Here is a 14445-nt window from a genome sequence, read left to right as displayed (position 1 = left end):
CTGGATGGATGCGGCCGCGCTGCCTGGCAAGGGTGAGCCGCTGCAGACCCGGTTCCTGTCGGGTGGCACGCAAAACGTCATCTACGAATTGCGCCGCGGCGAGCACAGCTGCGTGTTGCGCATGCCGCCGCCGGGCGCTCCCCCGGACCGGGACAAGGGCATCCTGCGGGAGTGGCGCATCATCGAGGCGCTCGACGGCACCGACGTGCCGCACACCGAAGCCGTGGCCGTCTGTGCGGACGCGTCGGTGCTCGGGCGGCCGTTCTACCTCATGGGTTTCGTCGACGGGTGGTCGCCGATGGAACTGGCGGACCGGCGGTGGCCGGAGCCGTTCCACTCCGACCCGCAAGCACGCGTCGGGCTGTCCTACCAGCTGGCGGAGGGCATCGCGCTGCTGTCGAAGGTGGACTGGAAAGCCAAGGGGCTGCAGGATCTCGGCCGCCCCGACGGCTTCCACGAGCGTCAGGTCGACCGGTGGACCGCTTTTTTCGAGCGCATCAAGGGCCGCGAGCTCGACGGGCTGGACACCGCGACCGAATGGCTGCGGGCACGTCGGCCGCTGGACTTCATCCCCGGACTGATGCACGGCGACTACCAGTTCGCGAACGTGATGTACCGACACGGTGCGCCCGCGCAGTTGGCGGCGATCGTCGACTGGGAGATGGGCACCGTCGGCGATCCGAAGCTCGACCTGGGCTGGATGGTGCAGAGCTGGCCCGAGAACACTGATACGCCAGGCGAATCGGAGATGAGCTACGTCGACATGCGTGACATGCCGTCGCGGGAGAAGGTCGTCGAGCACTACGCGTCCGTGTCGGGACGCCAGGTCGACGATCTCGACTACTACCTGGTGCTGGCGAAGTGGAAGCTCGCGATCGTGCTCGAGCAGGGGTTCCAGCGCGCCGGTGACGACGAGAAGCTGCTGTCGTACGGGCCGATCATCGTCGAGTTGATGCGTTCGGCGGCCGACCTGGCCGAGTCCAGCGACTACCGCTGATGCGGGCCGCGATCTGCCCGGCCTACGGGCCGCCGGGGGTGATCCGCATCGAGGACCGGCCGACGCCCCAGCCTGCGGCGGGTCAGGTGCGGGTGCGGGTGGCCGCGGCGGCGGTCAACTTCCCCGACGTGCTGCTGATCGCCGACGCCTACCAGATCAGTGTGCCGCCGCCGTTCGTGCCGGGCAGCGAGTTCGCCGGTGAGATCGTCGAACTCGGTGCCGGCGTCGACGGTGTCGCCGTGGGCGGCCGGGTCACGGGCGCGGGTCTGTGCGGCGCCTTCGCCGAGCAGGTCGTGGTACCGGCTACGACCGTCGCGCCCATCCCCGACGGCGTCGATGACCGTACTGCCGCGGCGTTCGGCGTCGCGTACCGGACCGCCTACCACGCGCTGCGGTCGATGGCGCGGATCGCGAACGGTGACACGGTCGTGGTGTTGGGCGCCGGCGGCGGAGTCGGGCTGGCCGCAGTCCAACTCGGCGTCGCGCTCGGCGCATCGGTGACCGCCGTCGCTTCGTCAGACAAGAAACTCTCGGCCGCAGCGGGTTACGGTGCCGATCAGCTGATCAACTACCGCTCCGGCAATCTGCGCGACGCCCTCCGGCGAGCGGTGCCCGACGGTGCCCATGCGGTCATCGACCCGGTCGGCGGCGAGCTCTCCGAACCGGCGCTGCGGTCACTGCGTCGCGGCGGACGGTTCGTCACGGTCGGGTTCGCATCGGGCACCATCCCGCGCATCCCGCTGAACCTGGTCCTGGTCAAGGGTGTGCACGTGCTGGGCTTTCATTTTCAGGATGTGCCGCCCGACGAGTTCACGCGCAACGAGTCCGAGTTGCGCGACCATCTCGTCGGCGGCCGCGTCCGCCCCCACGTCGGCGCGGTGTACCCGTTCGCCGAGACCGCGGCCGCGCTGCAACACGTGGCTGACGGAAAAGCCATCGGCAAGGTGCTCATCGACCTCACCTGAGGTGGCGCGGTGAGGTCAGCTCGCAGGCACCAGGTCCGCGGCGACCGACACCATCATGCCGCAGCGGAAGGTCTCGCAGGCGCCGACCTCGGTGGCATCCGAAACAGCCGCCGCCGCAAGGGCCTTGACCTTGAAGGCGCGAGCCGCCGCGCTCAGGTGATGCTCGACGGAATCGACGCTGCTGTCGAGTTCGGCGGGCACCCGCTCACCCCACAGCGTCACCTCGGTGCCGCCGTGCTCGAGCGCGTTGCGCACGTGCTGGAGGACCCGCGGGTCACGATCGATCATGGTGGCTGCGACGGCGACGGTCTGCGGATGCGGGCGTTCTTCCCAGTCCGCCAGGACGGCCTCCAGCTCCAGCGTCTCGGCGCCGAGAATCGTCAGCGGCCGCACGTCCTCGTCGCCGCCGACGAGCACTGTGACGTCCCAGCCGGCCATCACGCGGTCGTAGATCCAGCCGCCGGCGTACTTCACCGCGTCGCCGACCGTCGGCGCCACGACGTCGAGCCGGTACCTCATGTCGAGCTCCGCGGCGACAGCTCGCGCCCCAGCGACTCGGCGTATCCCTTGAACACCTCGGCCAATTGAATCGATGGGTCGAGTAGCCATAAGGTCTCCATTCCATAGGTGAAGGCGAGGATCTCGACGGCCTTGCTGGCCGCGTCGACGTCTGAGCGGTACTTGCCGCTTTGCTGACCGCGCTCGATGATCGCGGTGATGATGTCCACCGCGTCGCGGTAGCGCTTGACGAGTCGGTCGTGCAGCGGGGCGTCGGGCGCGATGTTCTCCACCAGCAGCACGGTGAAGGTGCCGACCAGCTCGGGTGCCCGATCGAAGCGTTCGGGGACACGGCCGAGCTCGGTGACAAGGTCTCCGGAGCGGTAGTCGGCGTGGATCGCATCGTCGGCATCCCGCGCGTCGAGGACGGCGTTGAGCAGCTGTTCCTTGGACTCGAAATGGTGCAGCAGACCCGCGGGCGTCACACCCGCTTCCTTGGCGATCTGGGCCAGCGAGGTGCTGCGCCAGCCGTTGCGGGCGAGCAGCCGTTCGGCGACCGCGAGGATGCGCTGCCTGCGGTCCTCGCCCTTGGCGAGGAGCGTGGCATACGGACGCGCGGCCTCAGTGTCGGACACCGAACTCCTTCGTTCAACCAACCTAGTGAACACACAGTAGGTAGGTTTGTCCGCTGTGACAAGCGTCTCAGCGAAATTGGGTTTAGACGGCCGTCACAGCGCAGGTCAGCGCGAAATTCGGCGATTTCGGTGTCGCCGGTGGCGGTCAGCGCCGCCAACTACACCGAAACCACCAGACGAGACAGGAGCCTCCGCATGAAACTGGTCTTCAACCTGCCCCACATGCTGCGGCTCAAGGCGATGATGCAGCCGTGGGAGGCGTCGGTGACCGGCGCCGACCAGACGCGGATGGCCAAGTGCGCCGACCGGTGGGGCTACGACATGATCGCGGTGCCCGAGCACTTCGTCATCCCCCACGACCACGTCGAGTTGTCCGGACCCCACTACCTGCAGTCCACCGTGGCCCAGGCGTATCTCGCCGGCGCCACCGAGCGCATCATGCTCAACTCGTGCGTCACGGTGCTGCCGCTGCACCAACCGATCGTGTTGGCCAAGGCGTTGGCGACCGCCGACTGGATGAGCGGCGGCCGGATGATGGTGACGTTCGGGGTGGGCTGGCTCGAGCGCGAGTTCGAACTGCTCGGTGTGCCGTTCCGGGAGCGCGGCCGCATCGCCGACGAGTATCTGGCGGCGATCGTCGAACTGTGGACCAGCGACTCGCCGCGGTTCGACGGTAAGTACGTCTCGTTCGACGACGTCGCGTTCGAACCGAAACCGATTCAACGTCCGCACCTGCCGATCTTCATCGGCGGCGACGCCGACGCCGCGCTGCGCAGGGCCGCGAAGTACGCGTCGGGCTGATGGTCGTTTCTCACGCCGCCGGAGAAGATCGCCGAGCGGCTCGACTTCCTCAAGTCTCAGCCGGGCTACGACGGCCGACCGTTCGACGTCGTACACGGTCTGGGCACCAACCGGGTCGGCGAAGGCCACACCGTTCAGGACCACCCCGACGCCCGGCCTCAGATGAGCGCCGCCGAGATCGTCGACCGGCTGGGTTGGCTTGCTCAGCAGGGTGTGACGGTCAGCGCGGTGCCGCTGCCGCCGGTGCGCGGCGTCGACGAATACCTCGACTACGCGCAATGGGTGATCGAGGAGATCAAACCGCAACTCCCCTGAGCGATTTCGGTGCGCTACCAGTCGCCCAGCGATCGGTAGTGCACCCAAATCGCTATAGCCCGAGCGACTTCGCGATGATCACCTTCATCACCTCGCTGGTGCCGGCGTAGATCCGGGCCACCCGCGCATCGGTGTAGAGCCGCGCGATCGGATACTCCATCATGTAGCCGTAGCCGCCGAACAACTGCAGGCAACGGTCCACCACCCGCTGCTGCATCTCGGTGCAGAACAGCTTGACGCGGGCGGCGTCGGCGCCGGACAGCTCGCCCTCGACGTGCAACGCCACCGCGCGGTCGAGCATCGCCTGGGCGGCCTCGACCTCCGTCGAGCAGGCGGCCAACTCGAACTTGGTGTTCTGGAACGACGCGACCGGCGTGCCGAATGCCTTGCGGTTCTTCGTGTAGTCGATCGCGGCGGCGATCGCCGAACGCGCCTGCGCCACCGAACCCACCGCGACGGTGAGGCGCTCCTGCGGCAGGTTGTGTCCGAGGTAGCCGAACGCCTCGTCGATCTCGCCGAGCACGTTGGCCGCGGGCACCCGCACGTCGACGAACGACAGCTCGGCGGTGTCTTGAACCTTGCAGCCCATCTTCTCGAGTTCGCGGCCGCGGGTGAAGCCGGGCATGCCGTCCTCGACGACGAACAGCGTCAACCCCTTGCGCCGGTCGTCCGGGTCGGTGGAGGTGCGGGCGACCACGATCACCAGGTCGGCTTGTATACCGCCGGTGATGAATGTCTTGGCGCCGTTGAGAATCCAGTGGGGGCCTTCTGAATCAACACCGCGCACCGCGGTCGTGCGCATGCCGGCGAGGTCGGAACCCGTGCCGGGCTCGGTCATCGCGACGGCGGTCAGCAGCTCGCCGGAGGCCAGTCCGGGGAACCACCGCTGCCGCTGTTCGGCGTTCGCGTAGTGCAGGAAGTACGGCAGGATCACCTCGAGTTGGGTGCGCACGGTCGACAACGTGACCAGGGCCCGCGCCGCCTCCTCCTGCAGCACCACGTTGTAGCGGTAGTCGGGGGCGCCGCCACCGCCGTACTCCTCGGGGATCGCCATGCCCAGCATGCCCAGCGACCCCATCCGCTTGAAGACCTCGCGGGGCATCCGCCCGCCCTTCTCCCAGTCGGGATAGTGCGGGACGACCTCCTTTTCGACGAAGTCGCGGGCGAGCTCACGAAACGCCTCATGGTCCTCGGTGAACAGATCTCTGCGCACGTCAGCGCCCTTCCAGGTTCAGGCGATCAGCTCGACCAGCGTCGCGTTGGCGGTTCCGCCGCCTTCGCACATCGTCTGCAGACCGAATCGAATTCCGTTGTCGCGCATGTGGTTGAGCATGCGGGTCATCAGCACCGCTCCGGAGGCCCCGAGCGGGTGGCCGAGCGCGATCGCCCCGCCGAGCGGATTGAGTTTGGCTTCGTCGGCACCGGTCTCGGCGAGCCAGGCCAGCGGCACCGGGGCGAACGCCTCGTTGACCTCGAAGACGCCGATCTCGTCGATGCCGACGCCCGCCTTGTGCAGCACCTTCTCGGTGGCCGGGATCGGCCCGGTCAGCATCAGCACCGGGTCGGCACCGGTCACCGCGCCGGCGCGATACCGCGCGATCGGGCGCAGGCCCAGCGCCACCGCGTTCTCCGCCGTCATCACCAGCAGCGCCGCGGCGCCGTCGGAGATCTGCGACGAATTGCCCGCGTGGATCACGCCGTCGTCCTTGAAGGCCGGCTTGAGCCCGGCGAGCTTCTCCACGGTGCTGCCGCGGCGCACCCCTTCGTCGGCGACGACGGGCTCGCCGTCGGTGAACACCGGCATGATCTGCGTTTCGAACGCGCCGCTGTCCTGGGCGGCGGCGGCCAGTTCGTGCGAGCGCACCGAGTACTCATCGAGCCGGGTGCGGGAGAAGCCCCACTTCTGCGCGATCAACTCCGCCGAGATGCCCTGGTTGAAGGAGAAATCTCCGTAACGCTCAAGCACTTTCGGGCCGTACGGCATACCGGTGGCGCGCGCCGAGCCCAGCGGCACCCGGCTCATCACCTCGACCCCGCCCGCCACGACGACGTCCTGCTGACCCGACATCACCGCGTGCACGGCGAAGTCGAGGGCCTGTTGGCTCGATCCGCACGCGCGGTTGACCGTGGTTCCGGGGATCGTCTCGGGCCACCCCGCGGCGAGCACCGCGTACCGGCCGATGTTGCTGGACTGGTCGCCGACCTGCGACACACATCCCCACACCACGTCGTCGACGATCTCGGGGTCGATGCCGGCGCGCTCGACGAGCGCCGTCAGCACGATCGCCGACAGGTCGGCGGCGTGCATGTCCGACAGCCCGCCGTTGCGCTTGCCGACCGGTGTGCGCACCGCCTCGACGATCACGGTTTCACGCATTGTCCTTCTCCGATCTGGGCCGAACCGCCCACCGACCATCAAATACGGCGTCCCGTTTCTCTGCGAACGCCGCGTACGCCTCTGCCGAGTCTGTGGTCGCGAAGTTACCCGGTTGTGCGCGTGCCTCGTTGGCCAGCGCCTCCCGCAGGGTCGCGTTGACGCCGTCGTTGAGCAACGCCTTGCTCTGAGCCAGCGCGACCGGCGGGCCCGCCGCGAGTCGGGCGGCCAGATCTGCGACGAAGCCGTCGATCTCGTTGTCCGGCTTCACCCATGTCACCAGCCCCAGCGACCGGGCCTCCTCGGCGTCGATCATGTCGGCCAGCAGCACCAGCCGCTTGGCCTGCTGCAGGCCGACCAGCTTGGGCAGCAGCCAGGACCCGCCCAGGTCCACCGACAGGCCCCGCTTGGCGAAGATCTGGCAGAACCGCGATTGTGGTGTCGCGACGACGAAGTCGCAGCCGAGCGCGAGGTTCCAGCCGGCGCCGACGGCGACGCCGGTGACCTTGGCGATGGTCGGCACCGCGAGCTCGTGCAGGGCGAGCGCGACGTCGGTGAGCCTGCGCAGTTTGTGCCGCGGGTGGATGTCTTCGGGGGTGCCGATGTCGGCGCCCGAGCAGAACGCCCCGCCCGCGCCGGTGAGCACCAGGGCCCGCAGCGCACTGTCGCGGGCGGCGGACCGCAGCGCGTCGGCGAGTTCCTCCCACAACGCGGCGTCGATCGCGTTCTTGCGCTCGGGCCGGTTCAGCGTCAGCGTCCGGACCCCGTTGTCGTCGGACGTCAGGAGCGCATCGGTCATGAGTAGGCAGGTCCGATCACCCCGTCGGCACGCAGCCGCGCGAGATCTTCTGCGGCCAAACCGAGTTCACCGAGGACGGCGTCGGTGTGCTGCCCCAGTCCCGGGATGGCGCCCATCGGCTGGTCGAACCCGGTGATCACCGGCGGCGGCCGCAACGCGCGGATGTCGCCCTTGGGGGTGGCGACGGTGCGCCACCGGTCCCGGGCGGTCAGGTGCGGGTGGACGACGACCTCGCTGGGCACGTTGTAGCGGGAGTTGCCGATGCCGGCGGCGTCGGCGATCTTCTGAATCTCGGCGAGATCGTGCTGCGCACACCAGGACCCGATGGCTTCCTCGAGGATCTCCCGGTGCCGGCAACGGTCGGGGTTGGTCGCGAAGCGGGAATCGTCGGCCAGATCGGGACGGTCGATGATCTCACGGGCCACCCGCTGCCACTCCCGGTCGTTGGTCGTCCCTAGCACCACCGTCTGCCCGTCCCGGGTCGGGAAGGCGCCGTAGGGCGCGACCGCCGGTGAGCCGACGCCGAGCGGCTCCTGATCGATCCCCGAGTGCTGGGTGTAGGTCAGCTGGTAACCCATCACGTCGGTCATCACGTCGAACAGGCTCAGCGCCACCGAAGGCGCGGGCCCGCCACCGTCGCCGCGAGTGCGGCCGATGAGCAGCGCCAGGATCGAGATCGCCGCGTACAGGCCGGTGCTGAAGTCGGCCATCGCGGGGCCGGGTTTGGCCGGCATGCCCGGATAGCCGGTCACCGCACACGATCCCGCCTCCGCCTGCACCAGCAGGTCGTAGGCGCGCTTGTGCGAGATCGGCCCGCCGGGTCCGTAACCGTCGATCTCGACGGGGATCACGTTCGGGTGGCGCTCGGCGAGATCGGCCGGCGCCAGACCCATCCGCGCCGTCGCACCCGGCGCGAGGTTGGAGACGAACGCGTCGGCCCGGTCGAGCAGCCGGTGCAGCAGCTCCATTCCCTCGGGCGCCTTGGTGTTCAGCGTCACCGATTCCTTGCCGCGGTTGCACCAGACGAAGTGCGCGGCAAGGCCTCCGGGGCCGTTGACGACGTCGTCGTAGTCGCGGGCGAAGTCGCCGCCGTTGGGGTTCTCGATCTTGATCACCCGGGCGCCGAAGTCGGCGAGCACGCGGGTGCACATCGGCGCGGCGACCGCCTGCTCCATCGCGACGACGGTGATCCCCGCCAGCGGGGCCCGCCCTGTCACATCACCATGCCGCCGTCGACCGGCAGCACCTGACCCGTGATGTAGGACGCCGCATCCGACGCCATGAACACGAACGCGCCTGCCACCTCTTCGGGTTCGGCCCACCGCTTCATCGGGATGCGGTTCATCATGTTGGCCGAGAACTTCTCGTTGGTGCGGATGGTCTCGGTCATCGGCGTCGCGGCCAGCGGAGCCAGCGCGTTGACCATGATCTTCTTGGTCGCCAGCTCGCGGGCAAGGGATTTCGTGAACCCGATGATGCCGGCCTTGGCCGCGGAGTAGTTGACCTGACCCAGCGTCCCGGTCAAGCCCGCGGCCGAGGTGACGTTGACGATGCGGCCGGTGCCGTCAGTCGGGATGTGCGGCAACGCCGCCTGGGTGACGTTGAAGGCGCCCATCACGTGGATGTCGAACAGCAGCCGGAACGAATCCTGCGTCGTCTTCTCGAACATCGCCGGCCGGGTGACCCCCGCGTTGTTGATCACGATGTGCAGTGCGCCGTCGGCGAGCGCGGCCGCCTGCGCGGCGGCGGCGTCGGCGGAGTCCCGGTCGGCGACGTCGAGCGCAGCGGCCTCGGCGCGACCGCCGCCGGCCGAGATCCTCTGCGCCACAGCGGCGGCGGCGTCCTTGTCGACGTCGGTGACGAGCACCGCGGCGCCGGCGTCGGCCAGCGCCTGCGCCACCGCCGAGCCGATACCGCCTGCGGCGCCGGTCACCAGGGCCGACCGGCCGGACAGATCGAAGTAGTTGACCATCAGTGGTGTTGCTCCATCGTCAGTAGCTGCGGGGCAGTCCGAGTACGTGCTCGCCGAGGAAGTTGAGGATCATCTCCTGGCTCACCGGCGCGATCTTCATCAACCGGGACTCGCGGAAGTACCGCGACACGTGGTACTCCTCCGAGTAACCCATGCCGCCGTGCAGCTGCAGCGCCCGGTCGGCGGCGCCGAAACCGGCGTCGGCGCACAGGTACTTCGCCGTGTTCGCTTCGCGCCCACACGGTTTGCCGTTGTCGTAGAGCCAGGTGGCCTTGCGCAGCACCAACTCGGCGGCGTCCAACCGTGCCAGCGAGTCGGCCAGCGGGAACTGCAGCCCCTGGTTCATGCCGATCGGGCGGTTGAAAACGTGCCGCTCGTTGCCGTACTTGACGGCCTTCTCCAGTGCCACCCGGCCGATGCCCAACGCCTCGGCGGCGATCAGCATCCGCTCCGGATTGAGCCCGTCGAGAATGTATTTGAAGCCCTTGCCCTCTTCGCCCACCCGGTGCTCGACGGGCACCATCAGGTCGTCGATGAACACCTCGTTGGAGCTGACCGCGTTACGGCCCATCTTCTTGATCGGCCGGATGTCGACGTGGTCGCGGTCGAGGTCGGTCAGGAACAGCGTCATGCCGTCGGTCTTCTTGGTGACCTCGTCGTACGGCGTGGTCCGGGTGAGCAACAGGATCTTCTCGGACTCCAGGGCTTTGGAGATCCACACCTTGCGCCCGTTGACCCGGTACTTGTCGCCTTCGCGCTTGGCGAACGTGGTGATGCGCGACGTGTCCAGCCCCGCCGTCGGTTCGGTCACCCCGAAACAGACGTGCAGGTCGCCGTTGACGACCCGGGGCAGGGTCGCGGCCTTCAGTTCCTCGGAGCCGTGTTTGACGACGGGCTGCATCCCGAAGATCGACAGGTGGATGGCGCTGGCGCCGTTCATCGCCGCCCCCGAGCGCGAAATCTCCTCGAGCAGCAGCGTCGCCTCGGTGATGCCGAGGCCGTGGCCGCCGTACTCCTCGGGGATCGTCATGCCCAGCCAGCCGCCCTTGGCGATGGCGTCGTAGAACTCCTGCGGAAATTCGTGCGCCTGGTCCTTTTCCATCCAGTAGTGGTCGTCGAACTTGCTCGCCAACTCCCGCACGGATTTGCGGATCAGCTCCTGGTCCTCAGTGAGCTCGAAACTCATCCCGCCAGCCACGGTGTTCTCCTCTTTTCGTCGTCTCGCAGAGCAGTGCGCCGGCGCGTGAACGCGACTTCCGCACCGGCGCACTGGACAACGCTCCTCCCGGTCAGGCCGGGACTGCCAATACTTTCAGACCGTTCAGTCCTTGTTGCCGGTCAGCTCCTTGGCGTTGGCGGCGAAGTCGGCGAAGCTGGCACCGGTCTTCTCCTTCTTCGACAGGGCTTGGATGGAGACGTCGTGGCCCTCGGCGGCTTTGCGTAGGGCGCCGACGGTGGCTTGTTCGCGGGTGATGTGGGTGAACGGGTCCCAGTGATACCAGCGCATGGCGTTCTCGTAGGTCATCTTGTTGATCTCGTCGTCGGGCACGTTGTTGGCGGTGAGCACCTCGTCGAGTTGTTCGGGGGCCCCGGGCCACATCGAGTCGCTGTGCGGGTAGTCGGCTTCCCAGCAGATGTTGTCGATCCCGATCGCGTTGCGGGTGGCCACCCCGACCGGATCAGCGATGAAGCAGGTCAGGAAGTGGTCGCGGAACACCTCGCTGGGCAGCTTTCCCTTGAAGTCCTGACCGGTCCACGTCGAGTGCATCTCATAGGTGCGATCCACCCGCTCCAAAAAGTACGGGATCCACCCGGTGCCGCCCTCACTGAGCGCGATCTTGAGCGTCGGGTACTCCTTGATCGGGCGCGACCACAACAAATCGGCCGCCGCCTGCACGATGTTCATCGGTTGCAAGGTGATCATCACGTCCATCGGCGCATCCGGCGCGGTGATCGCCAACCGCCCCGACGAGCCGATGTGCACGTTGAGCACGGTCTCGGTGTCGACCAGCGCATCCCACATCGGCTTCCAATGCTCGAAATCATGAAAGCTCGGATAACCCATCGCCGACGGGTTCTCGGTGAACGTCAACGAATGCACACCACGGGCGGCGTTGCGCCGGATCTCCTTGGCGCACTCGACCGGATCCCAGATCACCGGCAACGTCATCGGGATGAACCGCGCCGGATAGGCCCCGCACCACTCCTCAACATGCCAGTCGTTGTAGGCCTTCACCAGCGCCAGCGAGAACTCCTGGTCCTCGGTGGCAAACAACCGGCCCGCGAACCCCGGGAACGACGGAAAACACATCGAGCCCAAGATGCCGCCGGCGTTCATGTCCTTGACCCGCTCATCGACCTGCCAGCACCCGGGCCGGATCTCGTCGAGCCCCTGCGGCTCCAGGCCGTACTCCTCCTTGGGCCGGCCCGCCACCGCGTTGAGCGCGACATTGGGGATCACTGTGTCCCGGAACTGCCACGTATCACTGCCATCCGGGTTGTGCACCAACCGCGGCGCCTCATCGATGTACTTCTTCGGCAGATGATTCTTGAACATGTCGGGCGGCTCGACGATGTGATCATCAACGCTGATCAGGATCATGTCGTCTTTGTTCATGCCCGTTCCTTTCGTCGCATCCTCCGAGGCTATCCACCACGCGGGTTCTCTATGTGAGGAAACTATCTTCTCACCGTACGAGAATCAATGTCCGAAAGCCACCCTAGGGCCTCCTGGCAGCGCAATTGCGGCTCCGGCCGCATGCTCGTGACCTCGGCCTCCCGTCGTCTGCGTTGACCATCGGACGGAAAGATGGAAATCTATTGGCGAAATATGAGAACCTGATTCTCGTACCGGAGAGGCGATGGAAGGAGCCCGGTCTTGCGAGTGGCACCGCTGCCGGCCGACCAGTGGGATGAGGCCGTCGATGGGGCGTTGTCGTCCATGTCGCCCGAACGGCGCAAACCCGAACTGGCGGGCAACCTGCTCGCCACGCTGGTTCGCCACCCCAAGCTGACGAAGGCGTTTCTGCGGTTCAACTTCCACCTGCTGTACGGGTCGACGTTGTCGCCGCGGTTGCGCGAGTTGGCGGTCCTGCGGGTCGCCCACCTGACCAACTGCGAATACGAGTGGCGCCACCACGTCAGGATGGGCCGCGAGGAGGGACTGACCGACCAGGACATCGACGCGCTGCAACGCGGCGAGGCGGCCGATGATCTCGATCAAGCGGTCCTGCGAGCGGTCGACGAACTGCAGAGCACAGCCGCCGTCTCCGATGCGACGTGGGCCGCGCTGTCCGAACACCTCGAGGAACGTCAACTGATGGACCTCGTCTTCACCATCGGCTGCTATGGCGCCCTGGCCATGGCCATCAACACTTTCGGCGTAGAACCCGACTCCGAAACGCACGCAGAGAGGTAGACACCGTGGCATTCTTCCCCAAACCCGAAGAGGGCAGCTGGACCGAGCACTGGCCCGAACTCGGCACGGCGCCGGTCGATTACACCGACTCGATCGACCCCGAGCAGTGGAAGCTCGAGCAGCAGGCCATCTTCCGTAAGTGCTGGCTCAACGTGGGACGGGTCGAGCGGCTACCCAAGAAGGGCAGCTACTTCACCCGCGAGATGCCGTCGGCCGGCGTCGGCACCTCCGTGATCATCGTCAAGGACGGTGAGAACGAGGTGCGCGCGTTCTACAACATGTGCCGCCACCGCGGAAACAAGCTGGTGTGGAACGACTATCCCGGCGAAGAGGTCTCCGGTACGTGCCGCCAGTTCACCTGCAAGTACCACGCGTGGCGCTACAACCTCAAGGGCGACCTGACGTTCGTGCAGCAGGAAGGCGAGTTCTTCAACCTCGACAAGGGCGACTACGGCCTGGTGCCGGTGCGCTGCGAGGTGTGGGAGGGCTTCATCTTCATCAACTTCGACAATGACGCCGAACCGTTGGTCGACTACCTCGGTGACTTCGCCAAGGGCTTGGAGGGCTATCCCTTCCACGAGATGACCGAGACGTATTCCTATCGCGCCGAGGTCAACTCGAACTGGAAGCTGTTCATCGACGCGTTCGTGGAGTTCTACCACGCGCCGATCCTGCACATGAAGCAGGCGGTCAAGGAGGAGGCCGAGAAGCTGGCGAGCTACGGCTTCGAGGCATTGGCCTATGACATCAAGGGCAGGCACTCGATGGTGTCGTCGTGGGGCGGCATGAGCCCGCCCAAGGACCCGAACATGGTCAAGCCGATCGAGCGGATCCTGCACAGCGGGCTGTTCGGTCCGTGGGACCGACCGAAGATCAAGGGAATTTCGCCCGAAGAGCTTCCGCCGGCGGTCAACCCGTCGCGCCACCACTCGTGGGGGCAGGACTCGTTCGAGTTCTTCCCGAACTTCACGCTGCTGTTGTGGGCTCCGGGCTGGTACCTCACCTACCACTACTGGCCCACCGATGTAGGCACCCACATCTTCGAGTCCACCCTGTACTTCGTGCCCGCCACCAACACCCGCGAGCGCCTCGCACACGAACTCGCGGCAGTGACGTTCAAGGAGTACGCATTCCAGGACGCCAACACCCTCGAGGCCACGCAGACGATGATCAACACCGGCGTGGTCAAAGAGTTCCCGCTGTGCGACCAGGAGGTCCTGCTGCGCCATCTGCACAAGACCGCGTGGGACCACGTCAATGCGTATAAGAAGGAAAAGGGCCTGACCAACGGTTCGGACAACGGACAAGCCACGACGCCCGCCAGCGAGAAGGACGCGATCAATGCCTAAGTTGCCGGAAGAGTTCGCCGATCTGGAGCGGTTCAGCGACTGGTGCCTGCCCACCGAGGAGGAGCGCTACCAGAAGCGGCTGGCCTCGACGATGGAGGAGATGCAGGAGTTCTACGACGCCGGCATGGAACGCCTCGAGGCCGTCATGGAGTACTGCGACGCCCGGTTCCCCTTAGACGGAATGCCTGACGACGCAAAGGCTCTCATCCACATGATGCAGTCGCTCGTCAACGTGTCGTTCCCGATCGAGGTGTGGAAGCAGCCGCGCGTGCTCGACAGCGGCGCGACGTACATCACCTGCATCAAGGAGCCGGTGGTCTGA

Annotated in this window: 14 protein-coding genes and 1 pseudogene; 6 read left to right on the top strand and 9 right to left on the bottom strand. The window is 66.9% G+C overall.

What is annotated here, in order from left to right:
* Positions 1 to 4: 4 nt before the first annotated feature.
* The gene (locus tag BLW81_RS16015; protein ID WP_173839728.1) at positions 5 to 997 is read left to right on the top strand and encodes a phosphotransferase family protein; all 993 of its coding nucleotides are present in this window, start codon (positions 5 to 7) and stop codon (positions 995 to 997) included.
* Positions 997 to 1962: an NADPH:quinone oxidoreductase family protein gene (locus BLW81_RS16010; RefSeq protein WP_083408019.1), complete on the top strand. Its 966-nt coding sequence runs from the start codon at positions 997 to 999 to the stop codon at positions 1960 to 1962. The genes BLW81_RS16015 and BLW81_RS16010 overlap by 1 nt, the downstream gene beginning before the upstream one ends.
* Before the next feature lie 15 nt (positions 1963 to 1977).
* On the opposite strand, the gene BLW81_RS16005 is transcribed toward BLW81_RS16010, so the two are convergent.
* Together BLW81_RS16005 and BLW81_RS16000 are read right to left on the bottom strand one after the other, a co-directional pair.
* A complete protein-coding gene (locus tag BLW81_RS16005) occupies positions 1978 to 2481 on the bottom strand; it encodes a hypothetical protein (protein ID WP_083408018.1) in 504 nt (167 codons plus the stop codon).
* On the bottom strand, positions 2478 to 3095 hold the full coding sequence (locus BLW81_RS16000) for a TetR/AcrR family transcriptional regulator (protein ID WP_083408017.1): 618 nt from the start codon (positions 3093 to 3095) through the stop codon (positions 2478 to 2480). Before BLW81_RS16000 ends, BLW81_RS16005 begins: the two co-directional genes overlap by 4 nt.
* A gap of 195 nt (positions 3096 to 3290) precedes the next feature.
* Here BLW81_RS16000 and BLW81_RS15995 point away from each other — a divergent pair.
* Positions 3291 to 4211: pseudogene (locus tag BLW81_RS15995) on the top strand (TIGR03619 family F420-dependent LLM class oxidoreductase).
* A 52-nt stretch (positions 4212 to 4263) separates the two neighbouring features.
* Here the strand turns inward: BLW81_RS15995 and BLW81_RS15990 are convergent.
* The 7 genes from BLW81_RS15990 to BLW81_RS15960 form a co-directional block, all read right to left on the bottom strand.
* Positions 4264 to 5424, bottom strand: coding sequence for an acyl-CoA dehydrogenase family protein (locus tag BLW81_RS15990; protein WP_083408016.1), 1161 nt, complete (start codon positions 5422 to 5424; stop codon positions 4264 to 4266).
* A gap of 18 nt (positions 5425 to 5442) precedes the next feature.
* Positions 5443 to 6588 carry a thiolase family protein gene (locus BLW81_RS15985; protein ID WP_083408015.1) on the bottom strand — a complete coding sequence of 382 codons (1146 nt, stop codon included), beginning with the start codon at positions 6586 to 6588 and terminating at the stop codon, positions 5443 to 5445.
* A complete protein-coding gene (locus BLW81_RS15980) occupies positions 6581 to 7384 on the bottom strand; it encodes an enoyl-CoA hydratase/isomerase family protein (RefSeq protein ID WP_083408014.1) in 804 nt (267 codons plus the stop codon). Before BLW81_RS15980 ends, BLW81_RS15985 begins: the two co-directional genes overlap by 8 nt.
* Positions 7381 to 8601 carry a CaiB/BaiF CoA transferase family protein gene (locus BLW81_RS15975; protein WP_083408013.1) on the bottom strand — a complete coding sequence of 407 codons (1221 nt, stop codon included), beginning with the start codon at positions 8599 to 8601 and terminating at the stop codon, positions 7381 to 7383. Before BLW81_RS15975 ends, BLW81_RS15980 begins: the two co-directional genes overlap by 4 nt.
* Positions 8598 to 9356: an SDR family oxidoreductase gene (locus BLW81_RS15970; RefSeq protein WP_083408012.1), complete on the bottom strand. Its 759-nt coding sequence runs from the start codon at positions 9354 to 9356 to the stop codon at positions 8598 to 8600. The genes BLW81_RS15975 and BLW81_RS15970 overlap by 4 nt, the downstream gene beginning before the upstream one ends.
* Positions 9357 to 9375: 19 nt before the next feature.
* Complete coding sequence (locus tag BLW81_RS15965) at positions 9376 to 10542, bottom strand: acyl-CoA dehydrogenase family protein (protein WP_083408011.1); 1167 nt, start codon at positions 10540 to 10542, stop codon at positions 9376 to 9378.
* A 135-nt stretch (positions 10543 to 10677) separates the two neighbouring features.
* On the bottom strand, positions 10678 to 11973 hold the full coding sequence (locus BLW81_RS15960; RefSeq protein ID WP_083408010.1) for an amidohydrolase family protein: 1296 nt from the start codon (positions 11971 to 11973) through the stop codon (positions 10678 to 10680).
* Positions 11974 to 12234: 261 nt separating this feature from the next.
* Between BLW81_RS15960 and BLW81_RS15955 the strand changes: the two genes are divergently transcribed.
* Genes BLW81_RS15955 through BLW81_RS15945 form a run of 3 tightly spaced genes read left to right on the top strand, consistent with a single transcriptional unit; the run spans position 12235 to position 14445 of the window.
* Entirely contained in the window at positions 12235 to 12774 is a 540-nt protein-coding gene (locus BLW81_RS15955; protein ID WP_083408009.1) for a carboxymuconolactone decarboxylase family protein, read from the top strand.
* A gap of 5 nt (positions 12775 to 12779) precedes the next feature.
* The gene (locus BLW81_RS15950) at positions 12780 to 14123 is read left to right on the top strand and encodes an aromatic ring-hydroxylating oxygenase subunit alpha (RefSeq protein WP_083408008.1); all 1344 of its coding nucleotides are present in this window, start codon (positions 12780 to 12782) and stop codon (positions 14121 to 14123) included.
* Complete coding sequence (locus BLW81_RS15945) at positions 14116 to 14445, top strand: hypothetical protein (protein WP_083408007.1); 330 nt, start codon at positions 14116 to 14118, stop codon at positions 14443 to 14445. Before BLW81_RS15950 ends, BLW81_RS15945 begins: the two co-directional genes overlap by 8 nt.

Origin of the sequence: Mycolicibacterium rutilum (genome assembly GCF_900108565.1) — a bacterium.
Taxonomy (GTDB): Bacteria; Actinomycetota; Actinomycetes; order Mycobacteriales; family Mycobacteriaceae; genus Mycobacterium; species Mycobacterium rutilum.
The sequence above is the reverse complement of the archived record's forward strand: the minus strand, read 5'-3'. Positions and strand labels throughout refer to the sequence as shown.

Coding starts and splice junctions, on each gene's coding strand:
- BLW81_RS15945 (WP_083408007.1), top strand. CDS start 14,116: ATGCCTAAGTTGCCGGAAGAGTTCGCCGATCTGGAGCGGTTCAGCGAC.
- BLW81_RS15980 (WP_083408014.1), bottom strand. CDS start 7,384: ATGACCGATGCGCTCCTGACGTCCGACGACAACGGGGTCCGGACGCTG.
- BLW81_RS15970 (WP_083408012.1), bottom strand. CDS start 9,356: ATGGTCAACTACTTCGATCTGTCCGGCCGGTCGGCCCTGGTGACCGGC.
- BLW81_RS16005 (WP_083408018.1), bottom strand. CDS start 2,481: ATGAGGTACCGGCTCGACGTCGTGGCGCCGACGGTCGGCGACGCGGTG.
- BLW81_RS15965 (WP_083408011.1), bottom strand. CDS start 10,542: ATGAGTTTCGAGCTCACTGAGGACCAGGAGCTGATCCGCAAATCCGTG.
- BLW81_RS15985 (WP_083408015.1), bottom strand. CDS start 6,588: ATGCGTGAAACCGTGATCGTCGAGGCGGTGCGCACACCGGTCGGCAAG.
- BLW81_RS15960 (WP_083408010.1), bottom strand. CDS start 11,973: ATGAACAAAGACGACATGATCCTGATCAGCGTTGATGATCACATCGTC.
- BLW81_RS16010 (WP_083408019.1), top strand. CDS start 997: ATGCGGGCCGCGATCTGCCCGGCCTACGGGCCGCCGGGGGTGATCCGC.
- BLW81_RS16015 (WP_173839728.1), top strand. CDS start 5: ATGGATGCGGCCGCGCTGCCTGGCAAGGGTGAGCCGCTGCAGACCCGG.